Source organism: Streptomyces sp. NBC_01116 (assembly GCF_041435495.1).
Taxonomy (GTDB): Bacteria; Actinomycetota; Actinomycetes; order Streptomycetales; family Streptomycetaceae; genus Streptomyces.
On record NZ_CP108644.1, the window covers coordinates 7156967 to 7183594 of the forward strand.

Here is a 26628-nt window from a genome sequence, read left to right on the forward strand (position 1 = left end):
GCGGCCGTTGTGACCAGCCACGGCCGATTTCTTATTACGCAACCTTGTTGAGCAAGTCACACCCTCATGAGGGTCTTGATCTGTGCTCGTCAATCGGTCAGGGTTTCGAGCCAGCCCCCGGAGATCTTCCGGCCGAGGGCCAATCCCCCCACAGAGTTTGACGAGGAGACCCCTCTTCATGGCCAAGCACCAGCGCACCCGTCGCATCAAGCTGACCGCCGCGATCACCGCCGTGGCGGCCGCCGCCGGAGTCACCCTTCTCGGCACCTCGTACGCCGGAGCCGCACCGGCTCCCATGGGCACGGTCTACGGCGCGGACGCCGCGACCGCGGTCTCCGGCAGCTACATCGTGATGCTGGACGAGAAGAAGGCCGACAAGTCCGAGCTCGCGAAGGAGTACGGCGGCAAGCTCAAGCGCAACTACTCCTCCAGCATCAACGGCTTCTCGGCCAGCGGCCTTTCGGAGACCGAGGCGAAGCGCCTCGCCGCCGACCCGGCCGTCGCCAAGGTGGTGCAGAACAAGAAGTTCAGCATCGACGCCACCCAGGACAACCCGCCGTCGTGGGGTCTGGACCGGATCGACCAGACCGAGACCGCGGGCGACAACGCCTACACCTACCCGGACGCCGGCGGCGAGGGCGTCACCGCGTACGTCATCGACACCGGTGTCCGCGTCACGCACGAGGACTTCGAGGGCCGGGCCACCTCCGGCTTCGACGCCATCGACAACGACGACGACGCCGACGACGGCAACGGGCACGGCACCCACGTGGCGGGCACCATAGCCGGGGCCGCGCACGGCGTCGCCAAGAAGGCGAACATCGTGGCCGTCCGCGTCCTGGACGACAACGGCTCGGGCACCACCGAGCAGGTCATCGCCGGGATCGACTGGGTCACCGCCAACGCCAAGGGCCCGTCCGTCGCCAACATGAGCCTCGGCGGCGGTGCCGACCCCGCCCTCGACGAGGCCGTCCAGAAGGCCATCGCCGCGGGCATCACCTTCGGTGTGGCCGCCGGCAACGAGTCCAGCGACGCCGGGCAGGGCTCGCCCTCCCGCGTCCCCGAGGCGATCACCGTCGCCTCGTCCACGGAGGCCGACGAGCAGTCGGACTTCTCCAACTACGGCCCGGTCGTCGACATCTACGCCCCGGGCTCGGACATCACGTCCACCTGGAACGACAGCGACACCGGCACCAACACCATCTCCGGTACGTCCATGGCCACCCCGCACGTCGTCGGCGCGGCAGCCGTCTACCTGGCGGGCAACCAGGACGCCACCCCGGAGGCCGTCGCCACGGCGCTCACCGAGGGAGCCACCCCGGACGCCATCAGCAACGCCACCGAGGGCACGGCCAACAAGCTCCTCAAGGTCGTCGAGTAGGACCCCGGTTCCGACCGGACGCCGGGCGGCGGGGCCCCACCCCCGCCGCCCGGCCCCCGCGCACAGCGGCCGCCGCGCTCTCCCCCACGGGGCGCGGCGGCCGCGCCGTTTCCCGGGGAGACCCGTCGCGCCCGCCCGCAATCCGGCCCGATCCGCGCGTCAGCCCTTAGGGTGAGTGGCCATGACGACGACGTACGCGGCGCTGCTGCGGGGGATCAACGTGGGCGGCGGCAAGAGGGTCCCGATGCCCGAACTGCGCGCCGTGCTCACCGGACTGGGGCACACCGGCATCGCCACCCATCTGCAGAGCGGCAACGCCGTCTTCCGGAGCGACAGCGACGACGAGGACGCGCTGGCCGCCGCCCTGGAGCAGGCCCTGCACCGGCACTTCGGCTTCGCGGTCGACTGCCTCGTCCGCGACGCCGGCTATCTCGCCGCCGTCGCCGCGGCCTGCCCCTTCCCCGCGGCCGAGCTGGAGGGCAGGCAGCTCCACGTCACCTTCTTCGACCGGCCCGTCGGCACGGACCGCTTCGCGGACCTGGCGGCGGAGGACTTCCTGCCGGAGGAGTTCCGGCTCGGCGACCGCTGCCTGTACCTGTACGCCCCCGACGGGCTCGGCCGCTCCAGGCTGGCGGTCGCGCTGGGGCGCCCCCGACACGTCAAGGGCCTCACCGCCACCAGCCGCAACTGGAACACCGTGGCGAAACTCGTGGAGCTGACCCATGGCTGAGCCGTCGCCCGCCGTGGCCGCGGCGATCGAGGGCGAACTGCGCCTGCTGGACCCGGTGGTACGGGCCTCCGCCGGGCTGCTCGCGTCGCTGCTGCACCCCGGCTTCCGGGAGATCGGCACCAGCGGCCGGCTCTGGACCCGGGAGACGATCATCGCCGCGCTCACGGCGGACGACGCCCCGCGCCCCGGCCCGCTCACCGCCTCCCGGATGCGGGGGACGCAGCTCTGCGCCGACCTCGTCCACCTCACCTTCGACACCGAGTCCAGGGGAATCCGCTCGCACCGCAGTTCCCTGTGGCGGCTGACGCCGGAGGGCTGGCGGCTCTACTTCCACCAGGGAACCCCGTTCGACGACGATCCCGTCGACGACCCGGTCGCCGGTCCCCTCGCCGAGACCTGAGCCCTCCGGGGAGGCCGGACGCACCCGGGTGCGTCCGGCCGGCCGCGGCGCTACGCGTCCTCGCCCCGCCCGAGCAGTGAAGCGGCGGTGGTCCCGTGGCGACGGGCCGCGGCCTCGTCCCCGCGGACGCGGGCCAGGTCCGCCAGCTCCGCGAGGGCCCGGGCCTGTCCCGTGCGGTCGTTGGCCGCGCGGTGCAGGGCCAGGGCGTCGTCCAGATGGGCCGCGGCCTCCTCGAACCGGCCGGCCCCTCCGGCCACTCCGCCCAGGGCGGTCAGCGCGTACGCCTGGCCGAAACGGTTCCCGGCCCGCTGGTGCAGAGCCATCGCGTCCCGGAAGCACCGCTCGGCGGCTTCGAGGTCCCGCTGGGCGCGTCTGACGTGCCCGAGACCCCGCACGGCGTAGGCCAGACCGACCCCGTCGTCCGCGCGCCGCTGGAACTCCGCCGCCTCGGTGAACCGGCTCCCGGCCGTGTCCAGCTCTCCCCGCCGGCGCGCGATGTGCGCCAGTCCGGTCAGCGCGTACCCCTGCCCGGCGTCGTCGTCGGCCTGCCGGGCGCGCGCCAGCGCCGCCGTGAAGTGGGCGGACGCCGCGTCCAGATCGCCCCGCGCCCGCGCGCTCTCCCCGAGGCCGCGCAGCGCGTCCGCCTCCCCGGCGGTGTCCGCGACGCCGCCCAGGGTCTCCAGAGCCGTCCCGAACAGGGCGTCGGCCTCGTCGTGCCGCCCGGTGCTGCGCGCCAGGTCGCCGAGCGCGGTGGACGCCCGCCCCCGGGCCCGCTCGTCGCCGGCCTCCGCCGCTGCCGCGCGCACCTGCTCGTACAGGACGCCGGCGCGTTCGTACCGGCCCCGCACGTACAGCAGTCGCGCGGTGCGCACGGCGAAGTCCCCACCCAGCTCCCAGCCGTCGGACAGGGCGCCGGCCGCCGCTCCGACCAGTTCTCCCGACGCCGCCTCCAGCCAGCGGCGGGCGTGTTCGGGGTTGTCGAAGGGACCCGTGCCCGCCGTGGGTTCCGCCGCCGCCGACAGGAGGGTGTGGACGGTCGCGACGACCCGGGCGAGGTGGCGGTAGAGGCCGCGGCGGCTCATCCGCATCGCGTCCTCGTGGTCCAGGGCGGCCAGTTGCTCCCGGGCGTAGGACAGGAACAGGTCGTGGAAGACGTACCTGTGGTGGGGCAGGGCGGTCAGCATGCTGCGCTGGAGGAGCCGGACGAGCTGCACGGTGGCCAGCTCCGCCGGTATGCCGGCGAGCGCGCCGATGGAACCGGCGTCGAAGTCCGGCCCGGGATGCCAGACGCACGTACGCAGCGTGCGCTGGAGGTCCGCGCTCAGGGCCTCGTAGGAGACGGTGAAGGCGGCCGCGGCCTCCTGGTCCGCCTCGGCCAGCTGTTCGAGGGGCCGGTTCGCCGAGCGCATGACCCGTACGAGCGTCCCGGCGTCCAGGTCGGCGAGGAGGGCGCCCACGGGGCGCAGGGCCAGCGGGAGGTAACCGCACAGGCGGGCCAGCTCGGCCAGGGCGCCGGAGGACGCATCGTCGCTCCCGCGTCCGGCCACACGCACCAGCAGCTCGACGGCGGCCTCGGGTTCCAGCAGCTCGACGGGGACGTCGAGCGTGGTGTCCAGGCCGTTCAGGCGGTTGCGGCTGGTGACGATGACCGCGCACCGGCCGTGGAACGAGGAGCTCGGCAGCAGCGGTTCGATCTGCCCGGCGTCGCGCGCGTTGTCCAGCAGCAGCAACACCTTCTTGTCCGCCGCCCAGGCCCGCCACAGCTGGCTCTTCCCGGCCGTCCCGCCGGGGATGTCGGCCCCGTCGAACCCCGCCAGGCGCAGCAGCTCGGTCAGTACCTCGCCCGCGGGGCGCGGAGCGCTCCCGGGCGTGAATCCCGCCAGATCGACTTCGAGCCGGGCGTCGGTGAACTCCGGAGCCAGCTCCGCCGCGAGGGCCCGCGCCGTCGCCGACTTGCCCGCACCCCCGGGGCCGTGCAGCAGCGCCAGGGCGGCTCTGCCCGGAGCGATCCCCGCCCGCAGCCCGGCCGCGAGCGAGGCCGGACGGTCCTGGGCGCCGACGAGGATGGAGGGCGGTGGGATCAGGGTGCTCAGCACCACCCCGGGCCGGGCCGAGCCCGAGGCGCCGTAGAAGTAGTTGTGCTGCACGCCCCGGCCGACCACGGCCTGCTGTGCGTGCCCCCGCGCCGAGGCGCGGACGTCGCCGCCGGTTCCGGCGGGCTCGTCGCCTCCGGCGGTCCCGTGGCCGTCCGGTATCACCGCGGCTGCCCGGAGCCGAAGGAGTTGTGCTGGGTGCCCTGTCCCTGGACGGCCTGCTGCGCCTGCTCGAAGGCGGTCGCGTGCACGGTGACCGTGCCGGCGGCGGTGCCCTGCGGGAGCCGCTCCCGCAGGAAGCCCAGCAGCTCCCGCATCGGGGCCTCCTGCTCCGGTGAGGTCTCCAGCAGGTCCTCGAACCGGGTCTGCCACGCGGCGGACTGCCGCACGACGATGCTCCGGCCCTGCTCGTCCCCTGCCGCGGCCGCCTGTGCGAGCTCGGCCCGGGTCCGGTCCAGGCGCGCCTGCTGCCGGGACTCCTCCCCGGCGTCGCCCCGGCCCAGCAGCCGGGCCGCCCGGTCCCTGCACTGCTGCCATGCGTCCGTGGTCATGGCCTGGACCAGACCGGAACCTGCCGTCGCCGCCACGGCGACGAGTCCCTCCGCCAGCATGAGCCCCCCTGAGAGTCCAACTCGGTTGCGCGGTAAGCGTCTTCCCATCATCCCATCCACGGGGTCCGCGGGGCACGGCGCGGAGCAGAGGACAGCGGCCCCGGGGCAGAGACGCCGGCGCCGGGATCACGCGGAGCGGGGGCCGGGGGTCCCGGACGCGGCGGACGCAGGTTAGCCTTGCCTTCGTTTGGCTGGAGGTGAGTGGCCGGAAGTCGCCACCTGCGCGGTTCATGACACGCTGAGGAGCAGATGACGTGGGGGCTGATACCGCCGGGCGCGGCGTCATACGCCGAGCCGTCGCGGGGCAGCGGCGCGACGTCGCCGTCGGATCGCTCCTGGGCGCCTGCCACCAGACCGGCGAGGCGCTGGTCCCCGTACTCATCGGGCTGATCGTCGACCGCGCAGTGGTCCGCCCCGACGGCGGTGCGCTGGCGATCTGGCTGCTGGTCCTCGCCGTCGTCTACACCCTGCTCTCCTACGGCTTCCGCTTCGGCGCCCGCGCCGGTGAACGCGCCGCCGAACAGGCCGCCCACCACCTGCGCCTCGACGTCCTGCGCCGGGTCCTCGCCCCGCACGGCGGAGCCGAGGCGGGCCGCCCGCCCGGCGCGCTGGTGAACGTGGCCACCGAGGACGCCCGCCGGGTGGGGGCCGTCAACATGGCCCTGACCCTCGGCATCGCCGCCGTCGTCGGCGTCGTCGCGGGCGCGGTGCTCCTGCTCCGCGCCTCCCTGCCCCTCGGGCTCCTCGTCCTGATCGGCGCCCCCGTCCTGATGGCGCTCGGCCACTTCCTGGCCCGGCCCCTGCAATACCGCAGCGAAGCCGAACAGGAACAGGCCGCCCACGCCTCCGGGGTGGCGGCCGACCTGGTCGCCGGGGTCCGGGTGCTCAAGGGCCTGCGGGCCGAGCGCGCCGCCGTCGACCGCTACCGCGCCACCAGCCAGGCCTCCCGCGAGGCCAATGTGCGCGCCGCCCGCGCCGCCGCCCTCCAGACCGGCCTGATGCTCACGCTGACCGGCTCGTTCATCGCGCTCGTCGCCCTCGTCGGCGGCCGGCTCGTCCTCAGCGGCTCCATAGGCCTCGGCGCCCTCGTCTCCGCCGTCGGCCTCGCCCTCTTCCTCCCCGGCCCGATCGGCATGCTGGCCTGGGTCGGCGCCGAGCTGGCCAAGGGCCGCGCCTCCGCCGCCCGGATCGCCGACGTGCTGGCCGCCCCGGGCGAGACCAGCGGCGGCACCGCCGAACCGGCCGCCCCCGCCCCCGGCGAACTGCGCCTGAACGGACTCGGCCACGCCGGACTCGAAGCCCTCGACCTGACCGTCCGCCCCGGCGAGCACCTCGGCATCGTCGTCACCGACCCGGCCGACGCGGCGGCCCTGATGCACTGCCTGGCCCGCCGCCGCGACCCGGACCGGGGGAGCGTCGAACTCGACGGCGTACCGCTCACCGAGCTGGCCCCCGACGCCCTGCGCTCCGCGCTGCTCGTCGCCGAGCACGACGCCCAGCTCTTCGACGGCACCCTCCTGGAGAACGTCACCGCCGCCGCCCCCGCCGGGGCCGACCCGCGCCCCGCGATGGACGCCGCCGCCGTCGACGAGGTGGCCTCCGCCCTGTCCGGCGGCACCGACGGCCGGATTGGCGAGCGCGGCAGCTCGCTCTCCGGCGGCCAGCGCCAGCGCGTCGCCCTGGCCCGCGCACTCGCCGCCGACCGCCGCGTCCTCGTCGTCCACGACCCGACCACCGCCGTCGACGCCGCGACCGAGGCCCGGATCGCCGCCGGCATCCGGCGCGCCCGCACCGGCCGCACCACCGTCCTGGTCACCAGCAGCCCCGCCCTGCTCGCCGCGACCGACCGCGTCGTCCTGATCGACGGCGGCACGATCACCGCCGAGGCCCCGCACGAGGACCTCGTACGCGACCATCCCGTCTACCGCACGGCGGTGCTCACATGACCACGCCCCCGCCCCCGGCCGACGACAGCGCCGAACTGCTCCCCATCGCCACCCCCGCCCGCACCCGGGCCGCCCTGCGCGCACTGATCCGCCCCGACCGGGCCCTCGCCCTGACCGGCATCGGCGTCCTGGTCGCGGCCACCGCCGTCGGCCTCCTCGTCCAGCCCCTGCTGGGCCGGATCGTCGACATCGTGGCCGACGGCCGCCCCGCCGGAGACCTGACCCTCCCGGTCGTCCTGCTCGTCGCGGTCGCCGCCGTCCAGGGCCTGACCACCACGCTCGGACTGACCCGCGTGGCCCGGCTCGGCGAGACCGTGCTGGCCCGGCTGCGCGAGCGGTTCGTCGAACGCGCCCTGGACCTCCCCGCCGACCGGCTGGAACGCGCCGGGGCCGGAGACCTCACCGCCCGCGTCACCGGCGACGTCGCCCGGGTCGCCGAGGCCGTCCGCTCCGCGCTGCCCGAGATGGCCCGTTCCGTCCTCGCGATCCTGCTCACCCTCGGCGCGCTGGCCCTCCTGGACGTACGGTTCCTGCTCGCCGCGCTCCTCTCCGTCCCCGTCCAACTGCTCACCGCCCGCTGGTACGTGAACCGGGCCCTCACCCTCTACGCCGACCAGCGGGTCGCCAACGGGGCCCAGCAGCAACAGCTCCTGGAGACCATCGGCGGGGCCGTGACCGTACGAGGCCACCGGCTGGAGCGGCAGCACACCGAGCGCGGCGCCGGACGCTCGCGCACGGCCGTCGAACTGACCATGCGCAGCGTCGACCTGGTGCTGGGCTTCTACGGTCGGCTGCACATCGCCGAGTACATCGGCCTCGCCGCCGTGCTGATCGCCGGATTCTGGCTGGTCCGCGACGGCGCGGTGTCGATCGGTACGGCGACGGCCGCCGCCCTCTACTTCCACAGCCTCTTCGGCCCCGTCAACGCCGCCCTGGTCCTGCTCGACGACGCCCAGTCGGCGGCGGCCGGACTGGCCCGGCTCGTCGGCGTCACCGACCTCGCCCGGCCGGCGGACCCCACCGCCGTACCGCACCAGCGGACCGCGTCCGGGGCGGCCGTCGCCGTGGACGCCGTCAGCCACGCCTACGGACCCGGCCGCCCCGTGCTGCACGAGGTCTCCCTCACCCTGCGGCCCGGCGAACACGTCGCGCTCGTCGGGACCAGCGGGGCCGGGAAATCGACCCTCGCCCGGATCGTCGCGGGCGTCCAGCAGCCCACCGCGGGCACGGTCACCGCACCGGCGGGCGCCGGAGAGCCGTCGGTCGTCCTGGTCACCCAGGAGGTCCACGTCTTCACCGGCACCCTCGCCGAGGACCTCCGGCTGGCCCGCGCCGACGCCACCGACGCCGAACTGCGGGGCGCCCTGTGCACGGTGCACGCCCTGGACTGGGCCGAAGCGCTCCCGGACGGGCTCGACACCGTCGTCGGCGAGGGCGGCCACCGCCTCGACCCCGCCCGCGCCCAGCAACTGGCCCTCGCCCGGCTCGTCCTGGCCGACCCCGCACTCGCCGTGCTCGACGAGGCGACCGCCGAGGCGGGCAGCGCGGGAGCCCGGGCCCTGGAACGCTCCGCCGGGGCCGCCCTCGCCGGCCGCACCGCCCTGGTCGTCGCCCACCGCCTCACCCAGGCCGTCGCCGCCGACCGGGTCGTCGTGCTGGAGGCGGGACGCGTCGTCGAGAGCGGCCCCCACGACGAGCTGCGCGACGCGGACGGCCCGTACGCCGCCCTCTGGCGCGCCTGGTCCGGCAGCCGCACCGCACCGCACCCCTGACCTCCACGGCTCTTCCGTCCCCGTCCCGGCGCACGCCCACCCTCCCGAAGGAATCCGTCATGTTCCGCATGTCCCAGCGCACCCGGCTGACCGCCGTGGCCGCGTCCGTCCTGCTGCTGTTCGGAGCCTCCGCCTGCGGGTCCGGCGAGAGCGGCGACGACGCCGCCGCGCCCGCCGGGGGCGCGCAGAAGGGCGCCTACCCGGTCACCCTCGACCACAAGTACGGCGACACCACCCTGAAGTCCGAGCCGAAGCGCATCGTCACCGTCGGCCTCTCCGACCAGGACGCCGTGCTCGCCCTCGGCAAGGTCCCGGTCGGGACCACCGAGTGGCTCGGCGAGTTCGAGGGCGCGATCGGCCCCTGGGCGGAGAAGGCCCTCGGCGACAAGCCGCGCCCCACCGTCCTGCACGACGACGGCACCGGACCCCAGGTCGAGAAGATCGCCTCCCTGCGCCCCGACCTGATCCTCGCCCTGTACTCGGGCCTCACCAAGGACCAGTACCGCACCCTCTCCAAGATCGCCCCGGTCGTCGCCCAGCCCGAGGACGGCCCGGACTGGTCCATCTCCTGGCAGGACCAGACCGAGCAGGTCGGCAAGGCCCTCGGCAGGAGCGAGGAGGCCACGGCGCTGATCGCGAAGACCGAGAAGCACATCACCGACGCCGCCGCCGCGCACCCCGAGTTCCAGGGCAGGAGCGCGGTCATGGCCACCCCCTACGAGGGCATGTACGTCTACGGCCCGCAGGACAACCGCTCCCGGCTGCTCAACGGCCTCGGCTTCCAGCTCCCCACCGACCTGAGCACGGTCGTCGGCGACGCGTTCGGCGCGAACATCAGCAAGGAGCGCACCGACCTCCTCGACACCGACGCCGTCGTCTGGATCGTCACCGACCCGGCGAAGGACACGGAGAAGCTCCACGCCGACCCCCTCTACGGCAAGCTCGGCGTGGCCGAGGAGGGCCGCGAGGTCATGGTGAAGGAGAGCAGCCACTTCGGCAGCGCCGTCTCCTTCGTGAGCCCGCTCAGCCTCCCGTACACCGTCGACCGGCTGGTCCCGATGCTGGCGGCCGCCGTCGACGGCAAGACGGACACGAAGGTCGAACAGCCCGCGTCCTGACGCCCTTCCCCCGGTCCGTCCCGCCCTCGACGGGACGGACCGCCCCTGCCGACCCGCCCGACCGCCCCTGAGGAACCGGACCGTGGAGCCAGCCCCGTGACCCGCCCCGCCCGATGGCGACCCGCCCTGCTCGTGGCCGCGCTCGGCGCCCTGCTGGTCCTGCTCTGCCTGCTCTCGATCGGCCTCGGCGCGCTGCACATCCCGCCCGGCGAGGTGATCGACGCCCTCCTGGGCCGTCCGACCGGGCCCCGGATCGAGGACGTCATCTGGTCGGTGCGCGTTCCGCGTACGGCGCTGGGGCTGGCCGCCGGGGCGGCGCTCGGCCTCTCCGGCTGCGTGATGCAGGCGCTGACCCGCAACCCGCTGGCCGACCCCGGCATCCTCGGGGTCAGCGCCGGGGCGGCGTTCGCCATCGTGCTGGCCGCCGGGGTCGCCGGCATCGGCTCGCTGCTCGGCTACATCTGGTTCGCGTTCGCCGGGGCGATGGCGGCGAGCGTCGTCGTCTATCTGCTGGGCCGGCTGGGCCGTTCGGGGTCGACTCCGGTGAAGCTGGCCCTCGCCGGAGTCGCGGTCACCGCCGTGCTGTCCTCACTGACCAGCGCCGTCGTCCTCACCGACCCGGCGGCCCTGGACCGCTTCCGCTTCTGGTCGGCCGGGTCCCTCGCCGACCAGGACGCCTCCACCGTGCTGCGGATCCTGCCCTTCCTCGGGCTCGGCGCCCTCCTCGCCCTGGCGAGCGCCCCCGCCCTCAACAGCCTCGCCCTCGGCGACGACGTGGCCGCCTCGCTCGGCCGCAGGCTCGGCCTCGTGCGCCTCCAGGGCGTCGTGGCCGTCACCCTGCTCACCGGCGCGGCCGTCGCGGTGATCGGCCCCGTCGTCTTCATCGGCCTCGTCGTCCCGCACGTCGCCCGGGTCCTCGCCCAGTACGCCGGACCCGGTCCCGACCACCGCTGGCTGCTGCCGCTCTCGGCCGCGCTGGCCGCGGCCCTGCTGCTCGGCGCGGACATCCTCGGCCGGGTGATCGCCCGGCCCGTCGAGGTACAGGCCGGGATCATCGTCGCCTTCATCGGCGGACCGTTCTTCATCGCCCTGGTCCGCCGTCGCCGCCTCGCGGAGGTATGACCGTGGCCACCGACACCCCGCCCACGAAGACCACGAAGGCCGTGAAGACCACGAAGGCCGTGAAGACCACGAAGGCCGTGACGACCACGAAGGCCGTGAAGACCACCGGGGCCACCGGCACTCCTGCCCCGGTCACGAAGGCCGCCGCCCGGCCCTTCCGCCTCACCCTCCCGCCGGTCTCCGGCACCCTGCGCCCCCGTCAGCTCGCCGTCTGCGCAGGGCTCGCCGTCGCCGTGTTCGTGGCGCTGTGCTGGCACGTCTCCATCGGCGAGTACGGGATCCCGCTCGCCGACGTCGCCCGCGCCCTGACCGGCTCCGGGGACGCGGGCACCCTCCTCGTCGTCCAGGAACTGCGGCTGCCCCGCGCCATGACGGGCCTCCTCGCCGGCATCGCGTTCGGCATGTCCGGCGCGCTGTTCCAGACGATGACCCGCAACCCGCTGGCCAGCCCCGACATGATCGGCCTCACCCAGGGCGCCGGAACAGCCGTCGTCGCCGGCCTCGTGCTCGGCTGGGACTTCGGCCTCGGCACCCAGGCCCTCGGCCTCCTCGGCGCCCTCAGCAGCGCACTCCTCGTCTACGGGCTGGCCTGGCGGCGCGGAACCACCGGCTACCGGATCATCCTCGTCGGCATCGGCGTCTCCTGGGTCTGCCTCAGCGCCACCGACTTCCTGCTCGCCCGGGGCGGCCGCTTCCAGGCGCAGGCCGCCCTCGGCTGGCTCGTCGGCAACCTCAACGGTCGCGACTGGCAGCAGGCCGCGCCCCTCGCCCACGCCCTCGTCGTCCTGGTCCCCGCCGCCCTGCTCATCGGCCGGCTGATGCGTACGCTGCAACTCGGCGACGACGTGGCCAAGGGGCTCGGCACCCGCGTCCAGACCGTGCGGCTCACCGTCCTGCTCACCGGAGTCGGCCTGGTCGCCTTCGCCACCGCTGCCGCCGGACCCGTGGCCTTCGTGGCGCTCGCCGCCCCGCAGATCGCCCAGCGGCTGTGCCGCACCGCCTGGCCCCCGCCGCTCGCCGCCGGGCTCACCGGCGCCCTCGTCGTCCTCGCGTCCGACGTCCTCGCACGCGAACTGATCCCCGGCACCGAACTGCCCGTGGGGATCGTCACCGGAGTGCTCGGCGCCCCGGTGCTGCTCTGGCTGCTCATCCGCGTCAACCGCGCGGGCTCAGGAGGCTGACCGATGTCCACCGCCGAACCCGACCTGCGCGCCGAGGGCCTGCACCTGGGCTACGACGACCGGGCCGTCGTCAGCGGCCTCGACCTGGCCGTGCCACCGGGCCGGATCACCGCCATCGTCGGTGCCAACGCCTGCGGCAAGTCGACCCTGCTGCGCGCCCTGGCCCGGCTGCTGGCCCCCCGCGAGGGCGCGGTCAGCCTGGACGGCCGGGCCCTGCACACCATCCCCACCAGGGAGTTGGCCCAGCGGCTCGGCATCCTCCCGCAGTCGCCGGTCGCCCCCGAGGGACTCACCGTCATCGACCTGGTCAACCGTGGCCGCTCCCCGCACCAGACGTGGTGGCGGCAGTGGACCAAGGCCGACGAGCAGGCGGTGCACGACGCGCTCGCCGCCACCGGCACCACGGACCTCGCCGACCGAGCGGTCGACGAACTCTCCGGCGGCCAGCGCCAGCGCGCCTGGATCGCCATGGCCGTGGCCCAGGGCACCCCCGTCCTCCTCCTCGACGAGCCGACCACCTACCTCGACCTCGCCCACCAGGTCGACGTCCTGGACCTCGTCGTCGACCTCAACCGGCGCGAGGGACGCACCGTCGTCATGGTCCTGCACGACCTCAACCAGGCATGCCGGTACGCCGACCACGTCATCGCGATGAAGAAGGGCGGCATCGTCGCCGAGGGCGCCCCCGCCGACGTGATCACCGCCGAGACGGTCGAGGACGTCTTCGGCCTCCGCTGCCAGGTGACCACGGACCCGGTGAGCCGGACCCCGCTGGTGATCCCGGTCGGCCGGCACCACACCCCGGAGCCGGAGCCCGAGAAGCCCGCCAGGAGCCTCGGCTGACGGGCCGCCGCACGTACCGGCCGGACGGCGGCCCGCCCTCGCCCGGACTCAGATGCCCGCGGAAGCCATCTCGATGATGGAGCGGTAGTAGGCGGCGGTCGAGACCACACAGGCGCGGTAGGTGCGGTTGTCCTTCACCACGAGGAAGTAGTCCCGCAGGTTCTTCCAGTACTGGACGAGATAGCCGAGGCCGGGGACGAAGCCCGGCGGGCGGGGCACGAGCGCGAACGCCTCGGAACACTGCAGGATGCGCTCGGTGGCCTGCGAGAGCACATCGGCGACCTCGGCGTTCATGTTCCAGCCGGCGGCCAGTTGGGGCGTCCAGATGGCGCCCGCGATCTCCCTCAGGTGCTCCTGTTCCTCGGGCGTCGGGTCGGCCGCTGTCCGGAGCGGGGCCGCGGCGGCCGGCGCCTCGGCGGGGGCGTTGCCGACGGCCAGGGCCGGTGTCGCGGCGCCGGCGGTGAGGAGCGCTCCGGACAGCACCAGCGCCGTGGCCGCTACCGCCGCGGATCTGTGTCTTCTCATCATGATTCCCTTCCGGTGGCCCGCTGTGTCGACGGGACTGCGCACGGTCACTCCGCGCGCACCGACGCTGACACGCGGCCCGTTGCCCGTCAACGGCGCCTGTTCGGCCGTCCCGCGGGCATCTTCGAGCTCACGCGCGCCCGGTCCGGAGGGCTGTCCCACGACTGATCCGCCGGGTGGGGCGCGGGTCAGCGCGCGGTGACCGCGTACGCGGCGAGCGGACGGTTGCCGCGCGGCACGGCCACGGCCCGGAGCACGTCGGCCTGGCTGAGGACGAGCCGGCGCACCGGCTCGGACAGCGACGCCAGACGCTCCGCCGTGGTGACCAGGTCGAGGCAGGCGGCGACCTCCCAGTCCCCGTCCTGAAGGCCGTCCGTGTCGACCGGCCCGCCGCCTTCGGCCGCCCAGCCGGTCTCCGGCAGGATCCGCAGCAGCTCCTCACGGGAGAAGGGCGTGCGGACGTTGCCCCGGCCACGCGACCCCGCGGCCTCGATCTGCCCCTGGATCAGCACGGAGAGCAGGTGCGCCAGCTGGTCGCCGGAGGCGGGCGTCAGGTCCCACTCGGTGAACCACAGCTGCCCCGCCCACCGCCGTACCCGGGCCAGGGTGTCCCGCAGGTGCCCGACCGAGGAGAAGTACCAGGAGCAGTGCGCGAGCACCACATGGTCGAAAGCGCCGTCGGGGAAGTCGACCGAGGGGTCGAGGACGTCGGTGCCGAAACGGAAGGCGATGCGGGCCCCGAGCGGGCCCGCCGCGAGCCGGTCGGCCGATTCCCCGAGCGTGACCGGTGACCCGTAGGAGGGGTCGGCCACATCGACGGCCACCACACGTCCCTCGGGCCCGACCGCCTCCGCGAGGACGGCGGTCATGTCGCCCTGACCGCAGCCCAGTTCCAGGACCGTCGAGCCGGGCGCGATGTCCCAGCCCGCCACGAGCGCGGCCCGGTGGCGTGTCTGGACGAGCTGGTCGGCCGGGCTGTGGTCGGCGGCGGCCATTCCGGCCGCCAGCGAGGCGACCTCGGCGGGAAGATCGGAGTGGTTCACGGAGTCCTCGGCGATACGCGACAGGTCGGTACCGGCCGATGATAGGAGACGCGCGGGCGGCGGCGCCCCTGGTTTCCCGGGCGCCCCGTGCGACTCCCCGCCCCCGGCGCTCACGCCGACAGCGAAGCCCCCACGGTCACCCGCGCCTCGTCGTACCGGTTCAGCAGCAGCCGCGCCAACTCCGGCGCAGGGCCCAGCACATCGGCGAGCACATCCGCGCCGGCCGCCTCGGCGCCGGCCGCGATGCGGTCGGGGAGCCGGCCGGGCGCGATGACGTACGGGGCCACCGCCACCCGCTCCACGCCCTCGGCGCGCAGCTCCCGTACCGCGTCCTCGGTGCGGGAGATGCCACCGGGACGAACAGCGGAGGCGAACGCAGGCCGCACGGCGCACCAACCGGTGTGCCGCAGCTCCCGCGCGATTTCAGCGATCACTGCGTTCGCCTCCGGGTCTGTGGATCCCGCCGAGGCCAGGACCAGCCCGGTCCGGGGGATGTCGCCGGGACGGATCCCGGCCTCCCGCAGCCGCCGCCCGAGCGTGGCGTTCAGCAGCGGGGACGGGCCGAGCACCTCGGCCTGCCGGATGTCCAGCCGGGGCAGCCGGGCGCGGGCCTCGCGCAGGACCGAGGGGATGTCGGTCTTGGCGTGGAACGCCCGGGTGAGCAGCAGCGGAAGGGCGACGACCTCGTCCGCCCCCTCCGCGGCCAGGCGCTCCAGCACCCGGGGCACGGAGGGGGCGTTGAACTCCAGGTACGCGGTCTCCACACGCAGCCCCGGCCGCTCGGCCCGGACCCGCTGGGTCAGCGCGTGCACGGTCGCGGCGTGCCGCGGGTCGCGGCTGCCGTGGGCGATGACGAGGAGAGTGGGGTGCGTCATGGGAGGGCTCAGTTCTTGACGAGGAGACCGCGGCTGCGCAGGACCCACCGCTCCAGCGGACTGAAGATGAGCAGGTCGATCGCGATGCCGACGAACAGGATGAGCAGGATCGAGAGGAAGATCCCGGGCATGTCGAAGTTGCTGCGGCCGTTCTCCAGCAACTGCCCGAGCCCCAGACCCAGTTCGGGGGAGGAGGCGATGATCTCGGCGGCCATCAGCGAGCGCCAGGAGAACGCCCAGCCCTGCTTGAGGCCCGCCAGATAGCCGGGCAGCGCCGCCGGGAGCACGATGTGCCAGGTCCCGCGCAGCCCGGTCGCGCCCAGCGTCCGGCCCGCCCGGAGGAACAGCGGCGGCACCTGGTCGACGCCGGAGACGAGTCCGTTGGCGATCGAGGGCACCGCGCCCAGCAGGATCACCGCGAACATCATCTGGTCGTTCAGCCCGAGCCAGATCACCGCCGGGGCCACCCACGCCACCGACGGCAGCGACTGGAGCCCGGACAGGATCGGGCCGATCGCGGCCCGGATCAGCTTCACCCGGGCGACCAGCAGCCCCAGCGGCGTACCGATGGCGACCGCGAGCAGGAAGCCGAGCAGGCCGCGCGAGACGCTCGTCCAGACGACCTCCAGCAGCGTGCCCGCGAGCCACATCTCCTGCGCGCTGTTCCACACCGCGGACGGCGGCGGCAGCTTGTAGACCTCCGTGACCTGGGCGCGGACCAGCAGCTCCCAGACCACCAGGACGAGCGCCACCGCCACGACGGGCGGCAGCACCTTGCGCAGCAGGACCTCGCGCACCGGGGTGCGGTTGATCTGCACGGCGTCCAGGGCGTCGAGCCCGGCCTCCAGGCCCGCCAGGTCGTCGGGCTTCGCGTCGACCGGTCCGGGCGCCCCGTCCGGCCGCTTCCGGCTCGACGTGATGTCAGTGCTGGCCATGTCGGCGGATCTCCCCACGCAGTTCTTCGGTGATCTCGACGGACAGCTCCGCCACGGCGGTGTCCTCGATGCGGCGCGGCTGCTCGATGTCGACCGTCCACTCGCGGGCGATCCGGCCGGGCCGGGACGAGAGCAGCACGACGCGCTGCGCGAGCCGTACGGCCTCGCGCACGTTGTGCGTGACGAAGAGGACCGAGGCGTTCGTCTCCCGCCAGATCCGGGTCAGCTCGTCGTGCAGCACATCGCGGGTGATGGCGTCGAGCGCCGCGAACGGCTCGTCCATCAACAGCAGTTGGCTGTCCTGGGCGAGAGCGCGGGCCATCGCGACGCGCTGCCGCATACCGCCGGACAGCTCGTGCACCCGCTTGCCGTACGCCCCGCCGAGGCGGACGAGTTCGAGCAGCCGCTCCGCCTCGGTGCGGCGCGCGGCCTTGGGCACCCCGCGCAGCCGCAGGGCCAGTTCGATGTTCTTGCCCGCGGTGAGCCACGGGAAGAGGGCGTGCTCCTGGAACATCAGGGCCGGCCGCCCGCCGGGGGTCTCGATGGACCCCTTCGACGGGCGGTCGAGTCCCGCCACCAGATTGAGCAGCGTCGACTTTCCGCACCCGGAGGCTCCCAGGAGGGTGACGAACTCGCCCGGAGCGACATCGAGCGTGATGTCGTCCAGGACGAGCTGCTGACCGGTGGGTCCGGCGAAGGACTTCGAGACGTGCGCGAGACGGGCGGCGTGCTCGACCGTCGTACGGTCCTCGGCCTTGGTGAGGGTGGTGGTCGCCATGGTCGTCACCTCCTGGGGATCCTTACGTCCTGGTACGGATGGGCGGGGTTACTTGACGCCGAGACCGGCGTCGGCGACCTCGGGCCGGCCCTCGGCCTTGAGGATCTTGTTCAGCGGGCCCAGGTCGTAGATGCCCTGGAGGTTCGGCTCCTTGAGCAGACCGGACTTCACCGAGTACCCGGCCTGCGTCTTCAGCGTGGCGGCCAGCGGGTCGTCGGTGATCTCGATGGACTCCCACGCCGGGTCGAGGATCTCCTGGGGCAGCGGCTTGCCGCTCAGGGCCTCCAGCGCCTTGTTGGCGGACGCCTTCGCCTCTTCGGGGTTGGCGTTGATCCACTTGTTGGTGGCGACCGAACCCTTCAGCACCGCCTCGACCACGTCCGGGTGCTCGTCGAGGAACGTCTGCGACACGATGATGTTCGTGATCACGAACTTCTTGTCCGGCCACAGGTCCTTCTCGTCGAGGAGCACCTTCGCGCCCTCGGACACCAGCTTGGAGGCGGTCGGCTCGGGCACCCAGGCGCCGTCCAGATCACCGGACTTGTAGGCGTCGGGCGTCACCTTGTTGTCCGAGCGGACCACGGAGACGTCGCCCTTGCCGCTCTGGGCGTCGACCTTCCAGCCCTTCTCGGAGATCCAGTTGAGGAACGCCACGTCCTGGGTGTTGCCGAGCTGCGGGGTGGCGATCTTCTTGCCCTTGAGGTCGTCCAGGGTCTTGATCTTGTCGGGGTTGACGACGAGCTTCACCCCGCCGGAGGCGGAGCCGGAGATGATCCGCAGCCCCTTGCCCTGGGACTTGCTGAAGCCGTTGATGGAGGGGGAGGGGCCGATGAAGCCGATGTCGATGGACCCGGCGTTCAGCGCCTCGATCTCGGAGGGGCCCGCGTTGAAGGTCGTGGACTCGACCTTGGTGCCGCCCAGTTCCTTCTGGATGGTGCCTTCCTGGATACCGACCAGGGCGGTGGCGTGCGTGAGGTTCGGGAAGTAGCCGATCTTCACGGTGTCCGCGGAGAGCTTCTTCCCGCCGGCGGAGACGTTCGCCTTCTTGGCGTCGTCGTCCTTGGCCTCGGAGCCGTAGCCGCAGGCGGTGGCCGCCAGGGCGAGCAGCGGCAGCGCCGCGACGGCGGCGATGGAGCGGCGAACGGTGGAACGGGGGGCAGGCACGGGAGGCTTTCCTCTCGTTGGCCCGGCGCTCACGTCCCGCTGTCTGGTCAGGCGGGCGTGGCCGGGAGGTCGGCAGGTCTTCGGCGGTACGGGTGCGGGGGGTTCAGGGCGCGCGAGCGGTGCGCGTACGTCATCACGCACATCGCCCGACCCCGCCCTGGCCGCTGCCGAGGGCGCCGCTGCCCACCCGGCCGCCCTCCTTCGCGAAGGAGGAGAAGAAGTCGGTGGCCATCAGAAGTCCCACTCGGCGTCGTCGTCGGCCGCCACGACGGCTTCGGCGGCCGCGGCGAACGCGGCGCCCGCCATGCCGGCGCTCAGCGTCGTACCGTCCGCCGGGTCGATCAGGAGGAACGAGCCGGTGCGCCGGGAGTCCTCGTACGCGTCGAGGGCGAGCGGCTCGGCGGTGCGCACGACGACCCGGCCGATGTCGTTGGCGACCAGCTGCCCGGGTGCCGGGTGCTGGGAGAGGTCGTCCAGGGTGAGCCGGGACGGGATGTCCTTGACGATCGCCTTGACCGTCCGGGTGGTGTGCTTGATCAGCACCCGCTGGCCCACCGAGAGCGGCTGGTCGGCGACGTGGCAGACGGTCGCCTCGACGTCCTGGGTGACGGCGGGGGAGTCGTCGGCCGGGGCGATCAGGTCACCGCGCGAGATGTCGATGTCGTCGGCCAGCCGGAGCGTCACCGACTGCGGGGCCCAGGCGATGTCGACGCTCTCCCCGAGGGCGTCGATGCCCGTGATCGTGGTGGTGCGCCCCGAGGGGAGTACGGCGACGGACTCGCCGACCCGGAACACGCCGGCCGCGATCTGACCGGCGTAGCCCCGGTAGTCGGGGAGTTCGGCGCTCTGCGGGCGGATCACGTACTGCACGGGGAAGCGTGCGTGGCAGGCGGTGAGGTCGTGGCTGACCGGCACCGTCTCCAGGTGCTCCAGGACGGTCGGCCCGCCGTACCAGTCCATGTGCGCGGAGGGCTCCACCACGTTGTCCCCGGCGAGCGCCGAGATCGGGATCGCGGTGATCTCCGGGACGCCGAGCGACGCGGCGTACGCGGTGAACTCCTCGGCTATCGCGGCGAACACGGGCTCCGCGTAGTCGACCAGGTCCATCTTGTTGACCGCCAGCACCACGTGCGGGACGCGCAGCAGCGCGGCGACGGCGGCGTGCCGGCGGGTCTGCTCGACGACCCCGTTGCGGGCGTCGACCAGCACCACGGCCAGCTCGGCCGTGGAGGCACCGGTGACCATGTTGCGGGTGTACTGCACATGGCCCGGGGTGTCGGCGAGGATGAACCGCCTCCGGGTGGTGGCGAAGTAGCGGTAGGCGACATCGATGGTGATGCCCTGTTCCCGCTCGGCGCGCAGCCCGTCGGTCAGCAGCGCCAGGTCCGGCGCCTCCTGCCCGCGGTTGAGGGACGCCTGCTCGACGGCCTCCAGCTGGTCGGTGAGGACCGACTTGGAGTCGTGCAGCAGCCGGCCCACGAGGGTGGACTTGCCGTCGTCGACGGACCCGGCGGTGGCGAAGCGCAGCAGGGTGGTGGTGCTCGACTGCGCACCCGATTCGAGGTGTGTGGTCATCTTAGAAATACCCCTCGCGCTTGCGGTCTTCCATCGCGGCCTCGGACATCTTGTCGTCGGCGCGGGTCGCGCCCCGCTCGGTGAGCCGGGAGGCGGCGATCTCGGTGATCACGGCGTCCAGCGTGGTGGCGTCGGAGTCGACGGCCCCGGTGCAGGACATGTCGCCGACCGTGCGGTAGCGCACCAGCCGGGTCTCGACCGCCTCGTGCTCCTTGGGGCCGCCCCAGTGACCCGCCGTCAGCCACATGCCGTTGCGGTCGAAGACCTCGCGCTCGTGGGCGAAGTAGATCTCCGGCAGTTCGATGCCCTCGCGCTCGATGTACTGCCAGATGTCCAGCTCGGTCCAGTTGGAGATCGGGAAGACCCGCACGTGCTCGCCCGGGGCGTGCCGGCCGTTGTAGAGCTGCCACAGCTCGGGCCGCTGGCGACGCGGGTCCCACTGGGAGAACTCGTCGCGCAGCGAGAAGACCCGCTCCTTGGCGCGTGCCTTCTCCTCGTCGCGCCGCCCGCCGCCGAACACCGCGTCGAAGCGGTGCTGCTGGATCGCCTCGGTCAGCGGGACCGTCTGGAGCGGGTTGCGGGTGCCGTCGGGGCGCTCACGGAGCTTCCCGGCGTCGATGTACTCCTGCACGGAGGCGACGTGCAGCCGCAGCCCGTGCTTCTTCACCGTGCGGTCGCGGTACTCCAGGACCTCGGGGAAGTTGTGCCCGGTGTCCACGTGCAGCAGGGTGAACGGCACCGGCGCGGGCGCGAACGCCTTGAGCGCCAGGTGCAGCATCACGATGGAGTCCTTGCCGCCGGAGAACAGGATCACCGGCCGCTCGAACTCGCCCGCCACCTCGCGGAAGATGTGGACCGCCTCCGACTCCAGGGAGTCCAGGTGGCTGAGCGCGTACGGGTTGACGGTGCCTTCCGGCACGGTGGCGACGGTGCTCACGCCAGGCCCCTCTCGGTGAGCAGCGCGTGGAGCGCGGCTGCGGACTCCTGCACGGTCTGCTGGTGCGACTCGATCCGCAGGTCGGGGGATTCGGGCGCCTCGTAGGGGTCGTCGACCCCGGTGAGACCACTGATCTCGCCGGCCGCCTGCTTGGCGTACAGCCCCTTCACATCGCGTACGGAGCACACCTCGACGGGGGTCGCGACGTGCACCTCCAGATACGTGGTGGATTCGGTGGCGTGCCGCTTGCGGACGGCCTCGCGGCTGTCGGCGAACGGGGCGATGACGGGGACCAGCACCTTCACGCCGTTGGCGGCGAGCAGTTCGGCGACGAAGCCGATCCGGGCCACGTTGGTGTGCCGGTCCTCGCGGGAGAAGCCGAGGCCCGCGGAGAGGAACTCGCGGATCTCGTCGCCGTCGAGCACCTCCACCCGGTGTCCCTCGGTCCGCAGCCGGCCCGCCAGCTCGTACGCGATGGTGGTCTTGCCCGCGCTCGGCAGACCGGTCAGCCAGATCGTGGCTCCCGTCTCCGTCACGCTCATCGAATTCTCCTGATCAGTCGTCATCAGCCGTGCAGCCCGCATTCGGTCTTGCCCCGTCCGGCCCAGCGGCCGGCCCGTGCGTCCTCGCCCTCCAGCACCCGGCGGGTGCAGGGCGCGCAGCCGACGGAGGCGTAACCGTCCATCAGCAGCGGGTTGGTGAGCACCCCGTGCTCGGCGACGTAGGCGTCCACGTCGTCCTGGGTCCAGCGGGCGATGGGGGAGACCTTCACCTTGCGGCGCTTGGCGTCCCAGCCGACGACCGGGGTGTTCGCCCGGGTCGGGGACTCGTCGCGGCGCAGGCCCGTCGCCCATGCGGCGTACGCGGTCAGGCCGTCCTCCAACGGCTTCACCTTGCGCAGCGCGCAGCACAGGTCGGGGTCGCGGTCGTGCAGCTTCTCGCCGTGCTCGGCGTCCTGTTCGGCCACGGTCCGGCGGGGGGTGATCGTGATGACGTTGACGTCCATCACCGCGTCCACCGCGTCCCGCGTCCCGATGGTCTCCGGGAAGTGGTAGCCGGTGTCCAGGAAGACCACGTCCACGCCCGGCATCACCCGCGACGCCAGATGCGCGACCACGGCGTCCTCCATCGAGGAGGTGACGCAGAAGCGCGGCCCGAAGGTGTCGGTCGCCCACTTCAGGATCTCGGTGGCGGAGGCCTCCTCCAGCTCCCGTCCGGCCTCCTCGGCCAGATCCCGCAGATCCTCGTCGCTGAGCTGCCCGATCAGCAGAGTGTCCGTCATATCCCGTCTCCCTCGCCGTCGTTGCGCTGGACGCCCCGGGTCAGCAGACCCAGGAACTTCAGCTGGAACGCACGGTTGCAGGAAGCACATTCCCAGGCGCCGTGACCGGTCTCGTTGGGGCGCAGGTCCTCGTCGCCGCAGTACGGGCAGTAGAACGGGGCGGCTCGCTCGCTCATGACAGCGACTCCGCACTGGCCCGGGCCGCCCAGGTCGCGAAGCGCTCGCCGTCCTCGCGCTCCTCCTGGAAGCGGCCGAGCACCCGCTCGACGTAGTCGGGCAGTTCGGCCGAGGTGACCTTCAGGCCGCGGACCTTGCGGCCGAACCCGGCCTCCAGGCCGAGCGCCCCGCCGAGGTGGACCTGGTAGCCCTCGACCTGGTTGCCGCTCTCGTCCAGCATCAGCTGGCCCTTGAGGCCGATGTCCGCGACCTGGATGCGGGCGCAGGCGTTCGGGCAGCCGTTGATGTTGATGGTGATCGGGTGGTCGAACTCCGGGATGCGACGCTCCAGTTCGTCGATGAGGGAGGCTCCGCGCGCCTTCGTCTCGACGATCGCCAGCTTGCAGAACTCGATGCCGGTGCAGGCCATCGTGCCGCGCCGGAACGGGGACGGGGTGACCTTGAGGTCGAGCGCCTCCAGTCCGGAGACCAGGGACTCCACCTGCTCCTCGGCCACGTCGAGCACGATCATCTTCTGCTCGGCCGTGGTCCGCACCCGGCCGGAGCCGTGCGCGTCGGCCAGCTCGGCGATCTTGGTGAGCGTGGAGCCGTCGACCCGGCCGACCCGCGCGGCGAAGCCGACGTAGAAGCGGCCGTCCTTCTGCCGGTGCACCCCGAGGTGGTCGCGCCAGGTCTGGGCGGGCTGCTCGGGCGCGGGGCCGTCGATCAGCTCGCGCTTCAGGTACTCGTCCTGGAGGATCTGCCGGAACTTCTCCGGGCCCCAGTCCGCGACCAGGAACTTCAGCCGGGCGCGGGTGCGCAGCCGCCGGTAGCCGTAGTCGCGGAAGATCCCGATGACCCCGCCGTACACGTCGGCCACCTCGTCCAGCGGCACCCAGGCGCCGAGCCGTACGCCGAGCTTCGGGTTGGTGGAGAGGCCGCCGCCGACCCAGAGGTCGAAGCCGGGTCCGTGCTCCGGGTGGTTCACGCCGACGAAGGCGATGTCGTTGATCTCGTGCGCCACGTCCAGGTTCGGGGAGCCCGAGACCGCCGACTTGAACTTGCGGGGCAGGTTGGAGAAGTCGGGGTTGCCGATGAACCGACGCTGGATCTCGTCGATCGCCGGCGTGCCGTCGATGATCTCGTTCTCGGCGATGCCCGCGACGGGGGAGCCGAGGATCACGCGGGGCGTGTCACCGCAGGCCTCGGTGGTGGACAGGCCCACCTCTTCGAGCCGCCGCCAGATCTCCGGCACGTCCTCGATGCGGATCCAGTGGTACTGCACGTTCTGCCGGTCGGTGAGGTCGGCGGTGCCCCGCGCGAACTCCTGGGAGATCTCCCCGATCACCCGCAGCTGCTGCGTGGTCAGCCGGCCGCCGTCGATGCGGACGCGCAGCATGAAGTACTCGTCGTCCAGCTCCTCCGGCTCCAGCACGGCGGTCTTGCCGCCGTCGATGCCGGGCTTGCGCTGGGTGTACAGCCCCCACCAGCGCATGCGTCCGCGCAGGTCGTTCGGGTCGATGGAGTCGAAGCCGCGCTTGGAGTAGATCGTCTCAATACGTGTCCGTACGTTGAGACCGTCGTCGTCCTTCTTGAACTGCTCGTTCCCGTTCAGGGGGGTGTGGTGGCCCACGGCCCACTGACCCTCGCCACGGTGGCGTCCGGCCTTGCGGCGGGGCGTGGTGGTCGCAGGCTGTTCCGGGGTAGCGGCCATGACAATACGTCCTTCGGGACTGCGGGAGGGCGGCTCTGAGCGGCACACTCGCGCTGAGGCGCGGCGGTGCGCAGGGCGGTTCAGAGGGAAGAGGAGGCGGCGGTGCTGGGACTCTCAGCTCGCCGGACAGATGGCGCTGGACATGCGGCAGAGGTCGACGTGACGTCGACTCACCAAGGCAATTCCAGTTCCAGACATGACGGAAGCGTGTCACGCGCATCTCGGGGCAGTCCACCACTATCCGCTATGTGGACGGCTTGGTCTCGAAGGGTGGGACGGTGTGGCGCCCGTCACGGAGTGCGTCGTCGGCATTGGTGACAAAACGCCCAAGCGGAAGCGGTGAGGGCGGTGGAGCGACCGCTCCACCGCCCTCACCGCTGCCAGGTGGGTCCGGGTGATCAGGTGGGGTACGCCCCGGGCCAGGGACCCGGCGTCGCCACGTCCGGCTCCACCTCGGTCTTCGTGTCGAAGAGCCGGAAGCCGCGACGCAGGTAGTTGTCCATCGCGTGCGGGCCGTCCTTCGAGCAGGTGTGCAGCCACACGCGCTTCGTCGCCGGGCGCTCCGGCCAGCGCTCCGCCAGGTCCCAGGCGCGCGCCACCCCGTAACTGAGGAGGTGGCCGCCGATCCGCCGGCCCCGGAACGCAGGGATCAGCCCGAAGTACATGATCTCGACCACGCCGTCGTCCTGCGGGTCCAGCTCGACGTACCCGGCCGGCGTCCCGTTCTCGTACGCCACCCAGGTCTCCGCCCCGGGCCGCTGGAGGGCCTCCTGCCACTGGGCGTACGTCATGCCCAGCCGGTCGGTCCACTGGATGTCGCCGCCCACGGCGGAGTAGAGGAACCGGCTGAACTCCGGCAGCACCACCTCGGACCGGACGACGCGCAGATCGCCCTCCGGTACGGCGGCGGGCCGGAGATCGTCGGGCGAGGTCTGTTCCAGCGACCAGACGGTCACCTCGGTGGTCGGGGCTGCGGGCTGCGGGGTATCGCTCATGACGGCCAGAGAACCATGCCGCCGCCCGCCCCCGCACGGCGGCCCCCGCCCGGAAGTCCACGTTCCGCACGGCGGCCCCCGCCCGAAGACCCCGTCCCGCACGGCGGTCCCCGCCCGGGAGGACCGTGCCCCGCGCGGCCACCCCTCTCAGGCGGTCGCAGCCGGCCTGCGGGCCTGAGCCACCACCGGCGCCCGGGAGTGCGGCAGCAGATCCGCGCGGTCCTCCGGGTGGACCACCTCCACCTCCACCCCGTCCCCGAAGCGGTACGGGCGGTGCTCCAGCACCTCCGCCAACTGACGCCGCAGCCGGGAGACCTCGGCCCGGACCGTCACCGTCCGGGACCCGTCCCCGAAGATGTCCCGCGCCAGCTCCGAGGCCGACCGCCCCTGCCGGTGCACCGCCAGGGCGTACAGCATCTCCGCGTGACGCGGCGAGAGCCGCTGGGTGCGGCTCCCCAGCGGCCCGGTCACCCGCACCGCGAGCGCCCGGGGCCGGCTCAGGTCCAGCACCACCCGGCGCGGCGCCCCCTCCGCGCCGTCGTCGTCCACCTGCACCAGCCAGCCGCCCGGCAGCGGCTCGACCCGGCACATGCCGAGCGAGGGCAGCCACACCGGACCCGGCCCCAGCGACTTCGGCAGCGGCAGCCGGTCCACCGGAGACATCCCGGTCACCGCCGCCAGCCGCCCGTGCACGTCCACCGCCAGCGCCCGCCCGCCGATCCGGCACAGGATCGGCGCGGCCACCGCGCGCAGCCGCTCGATCTCCGCCAGGTGACGGGTGCGTATCTCACCCTCGGCGAGCCGCGCCACCGAGTCGACCAGCGCCAGCGTCGCCGGGTGGAACGTGGACGCCGGCCCGCTGATGTCCACGATCCCGATCAGCCGCCCGTCGCGCGGGTCCCGGACCGGAGCCGCCGCACAGGTCCAGCCGTGCAGGGCCCGGATGAAGTGCTCGGCCGAGTGGACCTGGATGGGGACCCGGGCGGCCAACGCCGTCCCGATCGCGTTCGTGCCGGTCGCCGACTCGGCCCAGGCCGCCCCTTCCTCCAGGCAGATGTCATGGGCCCGGCGCAGCACCCCCGTATGGCCCTGGCGCCACAGCACCCGGCCCTCCGCGTCGGTCACCACCATGATCTGCTGCGCGGCGTCCGCTATCGAGGCCAGCCCCTTCCGCAGCAACGGCATCAGCTCGCCGAGCGCCGTGCTGTGGCGCCGGTACTCGATCTCGTCCGCCAGCAGCAGCTCGCTCTCCGGCGACTGGCCGGGGTCCATGCCGCTGCGCACCACCCGGTCCCAGGAGGCGTCGATCTCCGCCCGGGGCGCGACCTCGGACCGTGCCCCCGACAGCCGCGCCTCCCGCGCCCGGTGGAGCGACCGGGTCGCCTGGCGGCCCGCCCCCTGGCCCGTCACCCGCACCACCCCCGCAGAACCTGTCTCCGTCATGGTCCCCGT

Annotated in this window: 26 protein-coding genes; 9 read left to right on the forward strand and 17 right to left on the reverse strand. The window is 73.3% G+C overall.

Annotated features, from left to right (window positions below; all coding sequences use genetic code 11):
- The first annotated feature begins 178 nt into the window (after nucleotides 1-178).
- From OG245_RS31355 to OG245_RS31365, 3 genes are all read left to right on the forward strand, one after another.
- Nucleotides 179-1381: a S8 family peptidase gene (locus tag OG245_RS31355; RefSeq protein WP_371626706.1), complete on the forward strand. Its 1203-nt coding sequence runs from the start codon at nucleotides 179-181 to the stop codon at nucleotides 1379-1381.
- A 181-nt stretch (nucleotides 1382-1562) separates the two neighbouring features.
- Nucleotides 1563-2111: a DUF1697 domain-containing protein gene (locus OG245_RS31360; RefSeq protein ID WP_371626707.1), complete on the forward strand. Its 549-nt coding sequence runs from the start codon at nucleotides 1563-1565 to the stop codon at nucleotides 2109-2111.
- Nucleotides 2104-2511, forward strand: coding sequence for a DUF4440 domain-containing protein (locus OG245_RS31365; RefSeq protein WP_371626708.1), 408 nt, complete (start codon nucleotides 2104-2106; stop codon nucleotides 2509-2511). Before OG245_RS31360 ends, OG245_RS31365 begins: the two co-directional genes overlap by 8 nt.
- 50 nt (nucleotides 2512-2561) lie before the next feature.
- Here the strand turns inward: OG245_RS31365 and OG245_RS31370 are convergent, their stop codons facing one another.
- Both OG245_RS31370 and OG245_RS31375 read right to left on the reverse strand, forming a co-directional pair.
- On the reverse strand, nucleotides 2562-4769 hold the full coding sequence (locus OG245_RS31370; RefSeq protein WP_371626709.1) for a tetratricopeptide repeat protein: 2208 nt from the start codon (nucleotides 4767-4769) through the stop codon (nucleotides 2562-2564).
- The gene (locus OG245_RS31375; protein WP_371626710.1) at nucleotides 4766-5215 is read right to left on the reverse strand and encodes a hypothetical protein; all 450 of its coding nucleotides are present in this window, start codon (nucleotides 5213-5215) and stop codon (nucleotides 4766-4768) included. The genes OG245_RS31370 and OG245_RS31375 overlap by 4 nt, the downstream gene beginning before the upstream one ends.
- Nucleotides 5216-5469: 254 nt before the next feature.
- Here OG245_RS31375 and OG245_RS31380 point away from each other — a divergent pair, with 254 nt between their 5' ends.
- The 6 genes from OG245_RS31380 (at nucleotide 5470) to OG245_RS31405 (ending at nucleotide 13197) form a co-directional block, all read left to right on the forward strand.
- Entirely contained in the window at nucleotides 5470-7161 is a 1692-nt protein-coding gene (locus OG245_RS31380; protein ID WP_371626711.1) for an ABC transporter ATP-binding protein, read from the forward strand.
- On the forward strand, nucleotides 7158-8933 hold the full coding sequence (locus OG245_RS31385) for an ABC transporter ATP-binding protein (RefSeq protein WP_371626712.1): 1776 nt from the start codon (nucleotides 7158-7160) through the stop codon (nucleotides 8931-8933). Before OG245_RS31380 ends, OG245_RS31385 begins: the two co-directional genes overlap by 4 nt.
- Before the next feature lie 59 nt (nucleotides 8934-8992).
- A complete protein-coding gene (locus OG245_RS31390; protein ID WP_371626713.1) occupies nucleotides 8993-10051 on the forward strand; it encodes an iron-siderophore ABC transporter substrate-binding protein in 1059 nt (352 codons plus the stop codon).
- Nucleotides 10052-10147: 96 nt separating this feature from the next.
- Nucleotides 10148-11173 carry a FecCD family ABC transporter permease gene (locus tag OG245_RS31395; RefSeq protein WP_371626714.1) on the forward strand — a complete coding sequence of 342 codons (1026 nt, stop codon included), beginning with the start codon at nucleotides 10148-10150 and terminating at the stop codon, nucleotides 11171-11173.
- Nucleotides 11174-11175: 2 nt separating this feature from the next.
- Entirely contained in the window at nucleotides 11176-12354 is a 1179-nt protein-coding gene (locus OG245_RS31400; protein WP_371628038.1) for a FecCD family ABC transporter permease, read from the forward strand.
- Between the two features lie 3 nt (nucleotides 12355-12357).
- A complete protein-coding gene (locus tag OG245_RS31405; RefSeq protein WP_371626715.1) occupies nucleotides 12358-13197 on the forward strand; it encodes an ABC transporter ATP-binding protein in 840 nt (279 codons plus the stop codon).
- A gap of 48 nt (nucleotides 13198-13245) precedes the next feature.
- Here OG245_RS31405 and OG245_RS31410 read toward each other — a convergent pair whose 3' ends face one another.
- From OG245_RS31410 to OG245_RS31480, 15 genes are all read right to left on the reverse strand, one after another.
- Nucleotides 13246-13725, reverse strand: coding sequence for a hypothetical protein (locus OG245_RS31410; protein ID WP_371626716.1), 480 nt, complete (start codon nucleotides 13723-13725; stop codon nucleotides 13246-13248).
- Nucleotides 13726-13910: 185 nt separating this feature from the next.
- On the reverse strand, nucleotides 13911-14765 hold the full coding sequence (locus OG245_RS31415) for a class I SAM-dependent methyltransferase (protein ID WP_371626717.1): 855 nt from the start codon (nucleotides 14763-14765) through the stop codon (nucleotides 13911-13913).
- A gap of 110 nt (nucleotides 14766-14875) precedes the next feature.
- Nucleotides 14876-15640 carry a sirohydrochlorin chelatase gene (locus OG245_RS31420; RefSeq protein ID WP_371626718.1) on the reverse strand — a complete coding sequence of 255 codons (765 nt, stop codon included), beginning with the start codon at nucleotides 15638-15640 and terminating at the stop codon, nucleotides 14876-14878.
- Between the two features lie 8 nt (nucleotides 15641-15648).
- A complete protein-coding gene (locus OG245_RS31425; protein ID WP_371626719.1) occupies nucleotides 15649-16575 on the reverse strand; it encodes an ABC transporter permease in 927 nt (308 codons plus the stop codon).
- Nucleotides 16562-17353, reverse strand: coding sequence for an ABC transporter ATP-binding protein (locus OG245_RS31430; protein WP_069756437.1), 792 nt, complete (start codon nucleotides 17351-17353; stop codon nucleotides 16562-16564). Before OG245_RS31430 ends, OG245_RS31425 begins: the two co-directional genes overlap by 14 nt.
- 48 nt (nucleotides 17354-17401) lie before the next feature.
- Nucleotides 17402-18517: an aliphatic sulfonate ABC transporter substrate-binding protein gene (locus OG245_RS31435; protein WP_371626720.1), complete on the reverse strand. Its 1116-nt coding sequence runs from the start codon at nucleotides 18515-18517 to the stop codon at nucleotides 17402-17404.
- 231 nt (nucleotides 18518-18748) lie between these two features.
- On the reverse strand, nucleotides 18749-20092 hold the full coding sequence (locus tag OG245_RS31440; protein ID WP_371626721.1) for a sulfate adenylyltransferase subunit 1: 1344 nt from the start codon (nucleotides 20090-20092) through the stop codon (nucleotides 18749-18751).
- Between the two features lies 1 nt (nucleotide 20093).
- The gene (cysD, locus tag OG245_RS31445; RefSeq protein WP_371626722.1) at nucleotides 20094-21029 is read right to left on the reverse strand and encodes a sulfate adenylyltransferase subunit CysD; all 936 of its coding nucleotides are present in this window, start codon (nucleotides 21027-21029) and stop codon (nucleotides 20094-20096) included.
- Entirely contained in the window at nucleotides 21026-21571 is a 546-nt protein-coding gene (gene cysC / locus OG245_RS31450) for an adenylyl-sulfate kinase (RefSeq protein WP_018956815.1), read from the reverse strand. The genes cysD and cysC overlap by 4 nt, the downstream gene beginning before the upstream one ends.
- Before the next feature lie 23 nt (nucleotides 21572-21594).
- A complete protein-coding gene (locus tag OG245_RS31455; RefSeq protein ID WP_371626723.1) occupies nucleotides 21595-22311 on the reverse strand; it encodes a phosphoadenylyl-sulfate reductase in 717 nt (238 codons plus the stop codon).
- Entirely contained in the window at nucleotides 22308-22487 is a 180-nt protein-coding gene (locus tag OG245_RS31460) for a hypothetical protein (RefSeq protein ID WP_018514610.1), read from the reverse strand. Before OG245_RS31460 ends, OG245_RS31455 begins: the two co-directional genes overlap by 4 nt.
- Nucleotides 22484-24181: a nitrite/sulfite reductase gene (locus tag OG245_RS31465; protein ID WP_371626724.1), complete on the reverse strand. Its 1698-nt coding sequence runs from the start codon at nucleotides 24179-24181 to the stop codon at nucleotides 22484-22486. Before OG245_RS31465 ends, OG245_RS31460 begins: the two co-directional genes overlap by 4 nt.
- 114 nt (nucleotides 24182-24295) lie before the next feature.
- The gene (locus tag OG245_RS31470; RefSeq protein ID WP_316944184.1) at nucleotides 24296-24379 is read right to left on the reverse strand and encodes a putative leader peptide; all 84 of its coding nucleotides are present in this window, start codon (nucleotides 24377-24379) and stop codon (nucleotides 24296-24298) included.
- Between the two features lie 200 nt (nucleotides 24380-24579).
- Complete coding sequence (locus OG245_RS31475; RefSeq protein ID WP_371626725.1) at nucleotides 24580-25176, reverse strand: GNAT family N-acetyltransferase; 597 nt, start codon at nucleotides 25174-25176, stop codon at nucleotides 24580-24582.
- A gap of 147 nt (nucleotides 25177-25323) precedes the next feature.
- Nucleotides 25324-26619: a GAF domain-containing protein gene (locus OG245_RS31480; RefSeq protein WP_371626726.1), complete on the reverse strand. Its 1296-nt coding sequence runs from the start codon at nucleotides 26617-26619 to the stop codon at nucleotides 25324-25326.
- Nucleotides 26620-26628: the final 9 nt, after the last annotated feature.

Bases quoted from the DNA above. Each gene is read 5' to 3' on its own strand.
- OG245_RS31355 (WP_371626706.1), top strand. From the start codon at position 179: ATGGCCAAGCACCAGCGCACCCGTCGCATCAAGCTGACCGCCGCGATC.
- OG245_RS31360 (WP_371626707.1), top strand. From the start codon at position 1,563: ATGACGACGACGTACGCGGCGCTGCTGCGGGGGATCAACGTGGGCGGC.
- OG245_RS31365 (WP_371626708.1), top strand. From the start codon at position 2,104: ATGGCTGAGCCGTCGCCCGCCGTGGCCGCGGCGATCGAGGGCGAACTG.
- OG245_RS31375 (WP_371626710.1), bottom strand. From the start codon at position 5,215: ATGCTGGCGGAGGGACTCGTCGCCGTGGCGGCGACGGCAGGTTCCGGT.
- OG245_RS31385 (WP_371626712.1), top strand. From the start codon at position 7,158: ATGACCACGCCCCCGCCCCCGGCCGACGACAGCGCCGAACTGCTCCCC.
- OG245_RS31390 (WP_371626713.1), top strand. From the start codon at position 8,993: ATGTTCCGCATGTCCCAGCGCACCCGGCTGACCGCCGTGGCCGCGTCC.
- OG245_RS31405 (WP_371626715.1), top strand. From the start codon at position 12,358: ATGTCCACCGCCGAACCCGACCTGCGCGCCGAGGGCCTGCACCTGGGC.
- OG245_RS31410 (WP_371626716.1), bottom strand. From the start codon at position 13,725: ATGATGAGAAGACACAGATCCGCGGCGGTAGCGGCCACGGCGCTGGTG.
- OG245_RS31420 (WP_371626718.1), bottom strand. From the start codon at position 15,640: ATGACGCACCCCACTCTCCTCGTCATCGCCCACGGCAGCCGCGACCCG.
- OG245_RS31425 (WP_371626719.1), bottom strand. From the start codon at position 16,575: ATGGCCAGCACTGACATCACGTCGAGCCGGAAGCGGCCGGACGGGGCG.
- OG245_RS31430 (WP_069756437.1), bottom strand. From the start codon at position 17,353: ATGGCGACCACCACCCTCACCAAGGCCGAGGACCGTACGACGGTCGAG.
- OG245_RS31440 (WP_371626721.1), bottom strand. From the start codon at position 20,092: ATGACCACACACCTCGAATCGGGTGCGCAGTCGAGCACCACCACCCTG.
- cysC (WP_018956815.1), bottom strand. From the start codon at position 21,571: ATGAGCGTGACGGAGACGGGAGCCACGATCTGGCTGACCGGTCTGCCG.
- OG245_RS31455 (WP_371626723.1), bottom strand. From the start codon at position 22,311: ATGACGGACACTCTGCTGATCGGGCAGCTCAGCGACGAGGATCTGCGG.
- OG245_RS31460 (WP_018514610.1), bottom strand. From the start codon at position 22,487: ATGAGCGAGCGAGCCGCCCCGTTCTACTGCCCGTACTGCGGCGACGAG.
- OG245_RS31465 (WP_371626724.1), bottom strand. From the start codon at position 24,181: ATGGCCGCTACCCCGGAACAGCCTGCGACCACCACGCCCCGCCGCAAG.
- OG245_RS31470 (WP_316944184.1), bottom strand. From the start codon at position 24,379: ATGTCTGGAACTGGAATTGCCTTGGTGAGTCGACGTCACGTCGACCTC.
- OG245_RS31475 (WP_371626725.1), bottom strand. From the start codon at position 25,176: ATGAGCGATACCCCGCAGCCCGCAGCCCCGACCACCGAGGTGACCGTC.
- OG245_RS31480 (WP_371626726.1), bottom strand. From the start codon at position 26,619: ATGACGGAGACAGGTTCTGCGGGGGTGGTGCGGGTGACGGGCCAGGGG.